We start from the raw sequence: 11,235 nt of genomic DNA, 5'->3' as shown, positions 1-11,235 counted from the left end.
GATAGCTGGCGGCGCATGCGACGGCCCTATTCAGGCGCGAAGCTATCGTCTGCGACATAGATGATGTCACCGTTTTCCGGCACAGAGCACACGGCACGCTGGACGCCGGCTCGCGCACGGCGCCCAGGCCGGATCTGCCTGCAGCTGTGTATTCGGAGTCGCTCTGCGGGACGAGATATCAGGTGTGACCGAGTTCGAGGTCGGTCATGGGACCGTGGTCCAGCCTGACCACGGCCGGGGACCGAGATCGCCACGGATGCAGGCGATCCGGTGCCTGGCCTGCTGCTGCTGGCGGGGATCATCGGAGGCGATCTGGACAGCGAACAGGGCCAAGCGGAGCTCGCGAATATCGCGTAGCACCGGATAACCCTGCCACTGGGTCACGTCGAGCCCGTACATGCGGCAGAATTCCTGGTACTCCCGTTCAGGCACCCCGCCTACAGTCGAGCGGCTGATGGCGGTGTGCAGCAGGTCCCACTCGGGTGGTCCAATGGCGACCTGCTCGAGGTCCAATACAAGCAAAGAGCCGTCCTGAATTCGTGCGATGTTTCCCGGCCAGGCGTCGCCGTGCACCACGCACTGCGGCCGACCGGCGGGCAGCGCCGTGTACCTGGCCCGCAGCTCGACCAGGCGGCCGCGGAGGAAGTCCCGGTCATCGTCGGTTGTGCCTCTCGCGCTGTCGATGACATCGGCGAGTCCCTCGAACGGGTTCAGTCTCGGCAGTTCGAAGTCAGGACCGGGCAGCGCATGCAGCGCGCGCAAAACCGTTGCGAGTTCAACACGATTGGCGTTGTCGTGCGGCGGCAGCTCATGCCAGAAGGTGACCGCATGCCCCCGGACCATGATCGGCTGGTCGATGTCGTCGATCGGCCGCACCGCACGTAACCCCATGCTGGTCAGCCAGCGGGCGACGTCGATCTCCTTGCGGGCTACCGCGAGCCGGTCGACTCGGGCAATACGGGCGATCACCGACCTGCGTAGTCGGTAGATTGCGTTGTGGCCCAGCCGGATGAGATGCGCGTCGTCGCCGCTGGCTCCCGCATGGGCGGCCGCAGCCAGCACGACAGGGCGCAAGGTGTCCGCATTCACTGGGCCAAGACTAGTGCGCCGATCCTCTAACGCGCCGATCCGTTCGCGTCGACGGGCACGAGCGTGCGGATCCGTCCGTGCAGTTCGGCCACGTCAGGGTTACCGATGCGCCGCCCCGCGACCCTGCGCAGGTCCAGCACGGTGCCATCGATACGGGCCGACCGGATGCGCGCCGCGTCCTCGACGGCCGAGATGCCCACAGCAGCACCCTCCTCCAGCTCGCCGGTGGCCAGCAGCATGCCCGCCAGCCGCAGCCGGCAGAAGGCGCGCGCCCTGGCATATTGCTCCGCGTGAAGAGTGATGGCGGTGGTCAGCCGTCTCACGGCCTCGACGCCGCCGACACCGTGCCCGGCCAGGTCCGATAGGGCGTGCCCGGTTTCGCCGTGATGCTCGGCCATGTCGTAGTAAGCGGCGTAGCCGACGTCGCCCGTGGCAGCACCGAAAGCCTCATCGGCCTTGGCCACCGCCTCGAGGGTTTCCCGGACCCGACCCAACTTGGCCAGCGCCCGCGCGTAAACGGCGAACACCACCGCCCGCTCGGTTGGCGTGATCTGATCCAGGCGTACCTGGGCGTACTCGATGTGGGTGCGTGCCGTCTCGGCGTCACCCCTCCAGAACGCCTGGCGCGCCATCAAGGTGTAGATGCTGGCGCGCAGACTCCAGTCGTCCACCTCCTGCGCGCAGTCCTTGCTGAACATGAGCAGCTTGGTGGCGTCGTCATACTCTTTCGCGTCGAATTTCATGAACGCCGTTATCTGTGCCAGCCGCCCTACCGCTGAGTACAAGTCCCTGCGGTACTTGTCCGGACAGGGGACATCGAGCAAGCGCGCGGCAAAGTGGACCCGGTCGAGCGCCGCCTGGCGCAGCACACCGCCACCGCTGCTGGCGTCGAAAAGCCGAAACAGGTCGGCGGCCTCACGAATTTCCCTGATGTCGTGGGGGCTGACTACAGCAGGCAGTTCCTCCGTCGGCAGGCGTTGCGCGGTGGCCGGAACGTGCAGCGTGTCGCCAACACGGGCTGGAGAGTGACTGGCGCTGCCTGCCATGACGACACTGTGTGCGGCGGCGTCGTCGTGGGCTCTGCGCTGGCTACGAGGAAGGAACCCGAGGTCGGCGTCGCGCTCGGCGCCCAGAACGGCACGCAAAGCCTCACGGCGCACGGCGTGCGGCCATCGCACGGTCTGACGCTCCAACCGGCCGAGATCTTTCGGTCCGAGCAGGTGGGCGCGGCCGCCTTCCGGGTAGTGCTCGTGGATGTACCGGTTGACGAGCGCGGTGAGCTCAGCTCTTCCCATCCGCTCGCCGGGTTTCACCTCCGAGGGTGTCCGCATGCGCGCGGCCTGAAGGGGCGACTCGGGCATTGTCCGGCTCTTTCGTACGCGTGTATTTAAACGGTCACATAACGTAGCGCGTCAGACGGTGCACGCAAGGGGGCAGACGAAAATGCCCCCCAAAAATGCTCCTCTGCTCGGGCTTCCGCAGCTGCCTATGACTTCGCGATGATCACGGTCTGTCATGCGTCGTTGTTTCGAGGGGGTTGGTTCGACGTGCCGGGTTCACTGCGTTCCCGTGGCCATCGCCGCAGGCTGGCCGGGGCGTTGGCCGCGGTGGTCATGATGCTGAGCGTGGGTGCCTGCGGTCTGTTGAATGGGACATCCGCCTCGGACTCGCATTCCGCGCCGCAGGGGGGCCTGGAGAAGAACCCGATCCGGATCGGCATCCTGGCCACTGTGGACAACGCGCCGGTGCGCCTGGCCGAGAAGCGGGGCTTCTTCCAGCAGGAGGGCCTCGGCGTCGAGGTGAAGACGTACGGGTCGGGTCCTGAGGCGTTGGACGCGGTCCGTGGCGGTTCACTGGACATCTGCCTGATCAACTACGTCAGCTTTTTCCAGGCTGCGGCGGGTGGGGCGATCGACGGCCGGATCGTGTTCGACGCCTACCAGGGCACGCCGGACTCGCTGGTGCTCGTGGCCAAGCCCGAGGCGAACATCCGCGAGCCAAAGGACTTGGTGGGCAAGAAAGTCTCGGTGCACGCCAGTGGCAACATCAACGAGTTGCTGTTGCGTGAGCTGCTGCGGGTCAACGGGCTGGAGCCTGGCGCGGCGTTGTACGTGCCGGTGAAGTTCCCGGAGATCCAGGCCGCGCTCTCCAGTGGCCAGATCCACGCCGGCGTGCTCGTGGAGCCCTACATCACGCGTGCCGGGCAGGAGCTCGGCGCGAAACCGGTCCTGCCGCTGATCACCGGGCCGACCGCGGACATGGCGTTGAGTGGCTACGTCGCGCAGACGAAGTTCACCCAGAACAACCCGAAGACGGTCGCGGCGTTCCAGCGCGCGATGAAGCAGGCCAACCAGCTCGCCGACACCGACCGCCGCGCGCTGGCCGAGGTGTTGCCGGACCTGACGAAGGTGTCCGCGGAGTCGGTGCCGTCGCTGTCGCTGGGCCGGTTCCCGACCTCGCTCGATCCCACCCGGCTGCAGCGGGTGATCGAGCTGATGCGCGTGCACGGAACACTGGCCGGCAAGGACTTGCGTGCCGATCAGCTCATCGTGCCGGCCGCGGGCTAGATCCGATGACCGCTGCCGCCGTGCTTCGCGCCGGGACCGGCCTGGCCGGTGCCCTGGCCGTCTGGGAGGCCCTGAGTCGATCAGGACTGGTCGACCGCGCTTTCGTTCCCCCGCCCGGCAGGGTGGCGCTCGCGCTGGGCGATCTGGTGACAGACCGGGAGTTCCTGCGCGACGCGGTGTCCACCGGCTTGTCCTGGCTGATCGCGATCACGAGCGCGACGGTGCTCGGCGTGACGCTCGGCCTGCTGCTGGGTTACCTGCCGCTGTTGCGGCGGGTGCTGCAGCCGCTGGTGGAGTTCCTGCGGCCGCTGCCCAGCGTCGCGCTGATACCGCTGGCGATCGTGCTGCTGGGCAGCGACGCCCAGACCAAGATCAGTCTGGCGGCCTTCGCGGCGACCTGGCCGATCCTGATCACCACCGTGCATGCGCTCGACGAGATCGAGCCCCGCCTGGTCGACATCACCCGGATCTTTCGCATCCCCCGGCGACGGCGGCTGCTGTGGCACGTGCTGCCCAGCATCGCGCCGTTCGTGCTGACCGGCGTCCGCCTGTCTGCCGCGATCGCGTTGATCGTGCTGGTCGGTACCGAGTTCCTCGTGGGCGGCACCGTCGGGATCGGCCAGGCCGCCTACTTGTGGGGCTCCTCGGCCGGTCGGATGGACCTCGTGCTCGCCGTGGCCGTGCTGGCCGCCGCCGCGAACGCCGCGGTCGACCTCGCGCTGATCGCCGCGCAGCAGCGGTGGATGCCTTGGGCTTCGCGAGGTGCCATCGCATGAAGCTTCCCTGGGGCGTCCGGTGGCTCGCCGCGCTGCGGCCGGTGGCCTTGGCCGCGGGCTGGATCGCGGTGTGGCAGCTCGTCACCGCCGCGGCCGGGCACCCCTACTTCCCCACTCCGGCGCGGATCGCCCAGGCGGCCGGGCAGCTGTGGCTGTCCGGCCCGCCGTCACGGCTGTGGCTGGGCGACACGGTCACCGACGACATCGTGCCGAGCCTGGCCCGGATGCTCGGCGGCTGGGCCGGGGCCGGACTGCTCGGCGTGGCCCTCGGGTTGTGGCTGGGTCGCTGCCCTGCCGCGCTGGCCTACGCCCGTGTGCCGATCACCCTCGCCCGCGCGGTGCCGCAGCCCCTGCTTGTGCCGGTCTTCCTGGTCACCTTCGGCCTGACGCCCACCATGGAGGTGGTCACGATCATCACCGGAGTGATCTGGCCGGTGCTGCTGCACACCATCGACGGTGCCCGCGGTGTCACCCCGGAGCTCACCGACACCATGCGCGCGTTCCGGCTGAGCCGGCCGCGGTGGATCATCTGGATCGTCATCCCCGCCGCCGCACCGCGGATTTTCGCCGGCCTGCAGATCAGCCTGGCCATCGCGCTGATCCTCATGGTCATCTCCGAGCTCGTGGGCAGCACCAGCGGCATCGGCTACCGGCTCAACCTCGCCCGCAGCACCTTCGCCATGGCGCAGATGTGGGCCTGGATCTGCCTGATCGGCGCGCTGGGCTACACCCTGCACCTGCTGCTGCAGCGCGCCCAGCGCCGCCTGCTCGCCTGGCAGCACCACGACGCCGCGCGGCGAGGACCGGCCCGATGACCACTCCCGCGCTGACCGTGACCGGCGTCGGCCACACCTACGGCACACACACCGTGCTGGACGACGTGTCCTTCACCGTCGCCGAAGGCGAGATGCTGTGCGTGGTCGGCCCGTCCGGCTGCGGCAAAACCACCCTGCTGCGCATCCTCGCCGGCCTCGTGCCACCGGCGCGCGGCCGCATCGAGGCCGCCGGCCACCCGGTCGCCGAGCACGGCCGCGGCATCGCCGTCGTGCTGCAGGACTACCACCGCTCACTGCCGCCATGGTTGCGCGTCGCCGACACCGTCGCACTGCCGCTGCGTGACACCCCACTGGGCAAGACTGAACGCGCCCAACGTGTCCATGACGCGCTCGCCTCCGTAGGTCTGTCCGATGTGGACCGCAAGTGGCCCGCCCGGCTCTCCGGCGGCATGCAGCAGCGGGTGGCGCTGGCCCGCGCATTCGCGACCCGGCCCTCCATTCTGCTGCTGGACGAGCCGTTCGCCTCCGTCGACGCGCAGACCCGCTTCGAGCTCGAGGACCTCCTGCTGCGCATCCGCGCCCAGCACGCCGTGACCACCGTGCTGGTCACCCACGACCTCGACGAGGCCGTGTACCTCGGCGACCGCGTCCTGATCCTCTCCCCCGGCCCCGCCACCACCGTCCACACCACGCTCACCGTGGACCTGCCCTCACCACGCCACCAGATCGACACCCGCGCCTGCGCCGCCTTCGTCACCCTGCGCGCCGAACTCGCCGCCGCGCTGCGCCGCGCCGACGCACCGGCCTGAGCCGAACACATCCCGAGGAGAAGCACCCGTGCACACCGTCCGCGACGCCGTCCGCGAGTTCCTGCGCGCCCAGGACATGACCACCGTGTTTGGCAACCCCGGCTCGACCGAACTCGGATTCCTCCAGCAGTGGCCGGAGGACTTCCAGTACGTGCACGCCCTCGAAGAGGGCGTCGCCGTGGCGATGGCGGACGGGTACACCCAGATCACCGGGCTTCCCGCTCTGGTGAACCTGCACTCCGCCGCCGGGCTGGGCAACGCGATGGGCAGCATCATCACCGCCCACCACAACCGGGCACCGATCGTGCTGCTGGCCGGCCAGCAGGCCAGGCCATTGCTGCCCCACGACCCGTTCCTGGCCAACCTGGACCCGGCCGGCCTCGGCGGCGACTATCTCAAATGGACCTGCCAGCCCGCGCGCGCCCAGGACGTACCCGAGGCCCTCGCGCGCGCGGTGCAGATCGCGACCCAGCCCCCGCACGGGCCCGTGCTGGTGTCGGTGCCGGCCGACGACTGGAACGAGCCGACGGCACCGGTGGGCGACCGGTTCCGGCCCGCGCCCTGCGCCCCGAACCCGGCCGCCCTCCAGAGCCTCGTCGACGCGCTCGGCCGCAGCGCGCACACCGCCTTCGTCGTCGGTGCCGCGGTCGACCAGGACGGCGCCGTGCCGACACTGGTCAGCCTCGTCGACCGGCTGGGCCCCGACGTGTGGGCCGCACCGATGTCGCACCGCTGCAGCTTCCCCGAAAACCACCCGCGCTTCGCCGGGCACCTGCCCGCCTCGCCGGGCCCGCTGACCGCGGCACTGGCCGGCTACGACCTGGTCGTCGTGCTCGGCGCGCCCGCGTTCACCTATCACGTGCACAGCCCGGCACAGCAGGCGCTGCCGCCCCTGTTCGTGCTCAGCGACGACCCCGCGGTGCTGTCCCGCACACCTGCGGGCAGCATCGGCATCCACACCAGCCCCGCGCTCGGCATCGCCGGTCTGATCACCTCGACTGCACCCCGCAAGAAGCTGCCCGCACCACCCCGGCGTTCCACGACGCCATCACCGGCGCCCGGCAGCGGCGGCATCACGGCCGCGCAGGTACTCGCCACGCTCGCCGAACTGCTGCCTGACAACGCGGTGATCGTCGAGGAGGTCCCCGGCCACCGCAGCGACATGCACCGGTATCTTCCGATCACGTCCCTGCACGCCGGATTCCTCAGCACCGGCAGCGGCGTGCTCGGCTACTCGGTCTCCGCCGCGGTCGGAGCCGCGCTGGCCGCGCCCTTCCGCCCCGTGGTGGCACTGGTCGGCGACGGCTCGCTGATGTACCGGCCACAGGCCCTGTGGAACGCCGTTCAACAGCGAACACCGATCGCCATCATCGTGCTGGACAACGGCGGATACGGCGCCCTGCACACCATGGCGCACGACGCGCAAGCACAAGGCGTTCCCGGCCTCGACATCGCCGGCGTTGACTTCGTCCGGTTGGCCCAGAGCATGGGCTGTCACGCCATCACCGTCGCGGACTTCAGGTGGCTGCGTAGCGCTGTGACGGCCGCACTGGACGCCGATGCCCCGGTGCTGGTTCATGTCGACATGGAGTCATGCCGTCAGCCGCTCCGGACTCTGCACCGCGAGTAGCACAGGCCTACGTCTGCGGAGCGCCCAGCGACATGTGAGTCTCCTCAGCGGCGAACTGTTCCCACACTTCGGTACGCCTCGACGGCCGAGAGTGGGCAACGGGCGAGGCAACGCCGTTGCTGCGACAGAACAGACCCGACTCGGAAGATAAGGACAGTATGAGCGACGGTGCCACGATCCCAAGCAGCGATGACCACGACACGACGTCGGTCCATCTCCGCGCAGCCGATGCTGTTGCGGCGACGGCGGCGGACATCGCCGGGCTGATCGCCGCAGCGGCCCGGCTTGACGGGCCCGCCCAGTCGAAAGCGACTCGCGCGTTGGCCGGCAAGTGCGGGGCCGTGCGTGTCTGGGCCCGCTGGAGCACGGCGTCGTCGGCGCTGATGCCGCTGGGCATCGCCTGTCTCGGTATCGGGATCTGGGACGTCGCGACGGCGGTACCGGTCGGGACGATCCTCGTGCTGGGCACCGGCACCCTCGCGCTGAGTATCAACGTGATCGGCCTGTGGCGGACGGGCCCCTCTGCACAGCAGGTCGCCCTCGGTCTACTCCTCAAGGCCCAGGACTCACACCGCCTGAGGGCCCGGTGACCGCCCGGGACGAGGCAGCAGACGAGCTGCCGCGCGAGGTGAATCCGGACATCCCCAGTGCTGCCAGAGTCTACGACCACCTGCTCGGCGGGGGGCACAACTTCGCGGTGGACCGTCAGCTGGCGGAAGAGCTGAAAGCAGCGCAGCCGGGCGTGGTGCGCATCGCGCGGGAGAACCGGGCGTTCCTGCGCCGGGCGGTGCTGTTCATGATCAACGCCGGGGTCCGCCAGTTTCTCGACCTGGGCTCGGGCATCCCGACCGTGGGCAACGTCCACGAGATCGCCCAGGCCGCCGCGCCCGGCGCACGGGTCGTCTACGTCGACCACGAACCGATCGCGGTCGCACACAGCCGTCTACTGCTGGCGGACAACACCAACGCCGACATCGTGGACGCCGACATCACCCGCCCCGAGGACGTGCTCGCCGCCGAGCAGACCCGCCGGCTGCTCGACTTCGACCAGCCGGTCGGACTGCTGGCCGTCACCATCGGCCACTACATCGCACCCGAAGCCGACCCTGTGGGCGTGTTCGCCCGCTACCGCGACGCGCTGGCACCCGGCAGCTTTCTTGGCCTCACCCACCTCACCGACGACTTCACCGCAATCCGTGGCGAGCAGATCGTCAGCACGATGAAGTCCTCGCGGGACAGCATCTTCCCGCGTACGCGGGAAGAAGTGCTGGCGCTGTTCACCGGCTACCAGCTCGTCGAGCCGGGCCTGGTGACCACCTCGACGTGGCGTCCCGGCAGCGGGCTGGCGGGCGCGGGCCATAGCGAGCAGGACGGCCTGTACGCCGGTGTCGGACGACGCCAGTGACACCAGACGCCAGAGTGCCGCGTTCTGCGGGCTCAGTCCGTGGTCACCTACCAAACTCCACTGCCGATGCGCCATACCCCCACGAGCAAAGCCGAACGCGCGCACCGAGTTCACGACACGCTCACCTCGGTGGGCGTGTCCGATGTGGACCGCAAGTGGCTCGCGCAGCTGTCCGCCGGGTGGTCGAGGAGATCACCAGCCACCGCGGCCTGATGCACCAGTACCTCCCGATCACGTCCACCCGCGCCGGGTTCCTCACCACCGGTGGCGGCCTGGGCTATGCGGTCTCCGCCGCGATCGGCGCCGCACTGGCCACCCCCACCCGGCCCGTCGTGGCACTGGTCGGCGACGGCTCGCTGATGTACCGGCCACAGACCCTGTGGACCGCGGTTGAGAAACGGGCACCGATCACCCGACGACGCGGGCGCACCGGATGTCCCAGGACTCGACATCCACAGCCTCGACAACGTCCAGCTCGCACAGAGCATGGACTGCCATCCCTTCAACGTCACCACCTCCGCACGGCTGCGCGGCGCCTTCACAGCCGCACTGGGCGCGAACGTCCCCACCGTGGTCCGAGTAGCCCTGCAACTAGCCCGCCCTCGGGACAACGAGCCAGCGCCGTAAGCCTGCGCGCGGCGCGTCACGCCCGTTGCCGTGCCGTGCTCCGATGCCGCACAGCACCCTCCGCACGAAAGCACACAAGATCATGATCAAAGAGACGCGAGTGTGGATTTACCCCACGACGGCACCCGCGTATACAGAAGAACGTGCCCGCCTCATAGGGGTTTTTCAGCAGGCGCCTGAACTCGCGCGCACGTCCGTCGACGTGCGCGCTCAATCCGGCCTGCCGGACAGTACCGTGCATAACCTGCTGCGTCTCTTCAAGGAGACACAGTGGCTCTACGTCGACCCGGAGACGACCGGGTCCGCTGGAGCCAGCGTCAGCGGTCGACTGTGGCGCCTGACCGCTGCTGGCGCACGTAGCGAGTGGGGCGCCGAGCATCGGATGGTGATCAGCGAGAGCCGCCGGAGGCTCATGGTCGAACTCCTGCGTGAACCCAGTCCGCGTTCGCCCATGGATCTTGCCACGCGGCTAGATGCACCACCAAGCACAGTAGCCGGGCATTTGACAAGGCTTCGTCTGCGGGGCTGGCTCACTGTCACCAACACGGAAGCGACGAGAACAACAAAGCAGAATCTGTACAGCCTCAACGAAACTGGCCGGTCAGCTGTCGAAGAGGCGTTGCGCCTGTACGCTGAAGCGCAACCGGCACCAGCGGTAATATCACGCGACGGAATCAAGATGACCCCGCCGCGCGTTGCCATACTCGAAGAGTTGATGCGCACCCCGCACACAGGACACTACGCCCTGCAACTTGCGACCGCACTACAACTTAACCGCAGCGATGTAGCTTGCGATCTTCGTAAGTTCTTCAGTCACGGATGGGTGCGCCGCGTACAAAGGGACAGCAGAAAACAAACTTCTCGCAAGTACTACTGGTTGACCGATCGCGGCAAGACGCTCGCACAGGAGTCAATAAGCGAATACCGCACCGCAATGCCGGCCGCATCACTCGCACAAAGGACGCCAGCGCGAGCGAAAGACACCGGTCGCCAATGACACTCGACTCTTCCGGGCCGGGCGATGAACCAAACCCCTCTGTCTTGGCTGCGATGGGCTGCGGACCAGCCGGGAACCCAGGCGTCGCGTCAAAGACGACGCAAGCTCCCGTACACGAGATTGTCGAGTATCTGGAACAGCTGATCGCGACGACCCTCGATCCCGGAGCCAGGATCCCCGAATACCGCCACGTCTGCGAGATGTTCGCGGTGAGCGAATCGACTGTGAGTCGTGCCGTGGCCCGCTTAATAGGAGCCAATCGTCTGGTAAGAGGTTCCGACCGACGCATAGTCGTCGCCGATACGCCCGAGGTTGCCGCCCTGCGAGAGAAATCGACTGAGGACCACCTTGAGAAGCAGCGCCAGCATCCGGGCCATTGTCCGTAGCCATTCGAGCGACAGAAAGCGAAGAACTGCCGTCGATATGAGCATGCCCGGCGAACTGATGTTCTCGCGGCAGTCCGCGAAGCGTTGCGCTGTCGCTCCTGAGGGTAGCGATGTGAGCGTCACCATGAACTACACGATCCTGCTCGCTCCACACGCGCAGTCCCATGCGTCCA

12 protein-coding genes and 1 pseudogene are annotated in these 11,235 nt (G+C 68.3%); 10 read left to right on the top strand and 3 right to left on the bottom strand.

What is annotated here, in order from left to right; all coding sequences use genetic code 11:
* Positions 1-204: 204 nt before the first annotated feature.
* Entirely contained in the window at positions 205-1,089 is an 885-nt protein-coding gene (locus ADL03_RS15330) for a phosphotransferase family protein (protein WP_053734123.1), read from the bottom strand.
* A gap of 26 nt (positions 1,090-1,115) precedes the next feature.
* Complete coding sequence (locus tag ADL03_RS15325; RefSeq protein ID WP_053734122.1) at positions 1,116-2,450, bottom strand: hypothetical protein; 1,335 nt, start codon at positions 2,448-2,450, stop codon at positions 1,116-1,118.
* Between the two features lie 282 nt (positions 2,451-2,732).
* Here ADL03_RS15325 and ADL03_RS15320 point away from each other — a divergent pair, with 282 nt between their 5' ends.
* The 10 genes and pseudogenes from ADL03_RS15320 to ADL03_RS50785 all read left to right on the top strand — a co-directional run.
* Positions 2,733-3,656 carry an ABC transporter substrate-binding protein gene (locus ADL03_RS15320; RefSeq protein ID WP_197288361.1) on the top strand — a complete coding sequence of 308 codons (924 nt, stop codon included), beginning with the start codon at positions 2,733-2,735 and terminating at the stop codon, positions 3,654-3,656.
* 122 nt (positions 3,657-3,778) lie between these two features.
* Complete coding sequence (locus ADL03_RS15315; RefSeq protein ID WP_197288360.1) at positions 3,779-4,432, top strand: ABC transporter permease; 654 nt, start codon at positions 3,779-3,781, stop codon at positions 4,430-4,432.
* A complete protein-coding gene (locus ADL03_RS15310; protein WP_053734119.1) occupies positions 4,429-5,247 on the top strand; it encodes an ABC transporter permease in 819 nt (272 codons plus the stop codon). Before ADL03_RS15315 ends, ADL03_RS15310 begins: the two co-directional genes overlap by 4 nt.
* Positions 5,244-6,017 carry an ABC transporter ATP-binding protein gene (locus ADL03_RS15305; RefSeq protein ID WP_053734118.1) on the top strand — a complete coding sequence of 258 codons (774 nt, stop codon included), beginning with the start codon at positions 5,244-5,246 and terminating at the stop codon, positions 6,015-6,017. Before ADL03_RS15310 ends, ADL03_RS15305 begins: the two co-directional genes overlap by 4 nt.
* A gap of 28 nt (positions 6,018-6,045) precedes the next feature.
* On the top strand, positions 6,046-7,647 hold the full coding sequence (gene mdlC / locus ADL03_RS15300; RefSeq protein WP_082373171.1) for a benzoylformate decarboxylase: 1,602 nt from the start codon (positions 6,046-6,048) through the stop codon (positions 7,645-7,647).
* Between the two features lie 158 nt (positions 7,648-7,805).
* Positions 7,806-8,237, top strand: a complete 432-nt coding sequence (locus ADL03_RS15295; RefSeq protein ID WP_053734117.1) for a hypothetical protein — start codon at positions 7,806-7,808, stop codon at positions 8,235-8,237.
* On the top strand, positions 8,234-9,052 hold the full coding sequence (locus ADL03_RS15290) for an SAM-dependent methyltransferase (RefSeq protein WP_053734116.1): 819 nt from the start codon (positions 8,234-8,236) through the stop codon (positions 9,050-9,052). The genes ADL03_RS15295 and ADL03_RS15290 overlap by 4 nt, the downstream gene beginning before the upstream one ends.
* Entirely contained in the window at positions 9,049-9,765 is a 717-nt protein-coding gene (locus ADL03_RS50790; protein ID WP_369808978.1) for a thiamine pyrophosphate-dependent enzyme, read from the top strand. The genes ADL03_RS15290 and ADL03_RS50790 overlap by 4 nt, the downstream gene beginning before the upstream one ends.
* The gene (locus ADL03_RS48415; RefSeq protein WP_197288359.1) at positions 9,762-10,676 is read left to right on the top strand and encodes a hypothetical protein; all 915 of its coding nucleotides are present in this window, start codon (positions 9,762-9,764) and stop codon (positions 10,674-10,676) included. The genes ADL03_RS50790 and ADL03_RS48415 overlap by 4 nt, the downstream gene beginning before the upstream one ends.
* Positions 10,673-10,909: pseudogene (locus ADL03_RS50785) on the top strand (hypothetical protein); the annotation flags it as partial. The gene ADL03_RS48415 and the pseudogene ADL03_RS50785, both read left to right, overlap by 4 nt.
* Positions 10,910-10,921: 12 nt before the next feature.
* On the opposite strand, the gene ADL03_RS49610 reads toward ADL03_RS50785, so the two are convergent.
* Positions 10,922-11,188, bottom strand: coding sequence for a hypothetical protein (locus ADL03_RS49610; protein WP_231641907.1), 267 nt, complete (start codon positions 11,186-11,188; stop codon positions 10,922-10,924).
* Positions 11,189-11,235 lie beyond the last annotated feature (47 nt).

This window comes from Nocardia sp. NRRL S-836 (assembly GCF_001279525.1).
Classification (GTDB): Bacteria; Actinomycetota; Actinomycetes; order Mycobacteriales; family Pseudonocardiaceae; genus Lentzea.
The sequence above is the reverse complement of the archived record's forward strand: the minus strand, read 5'-3'. Positions and strand labels throughout refer to the sequence as shown.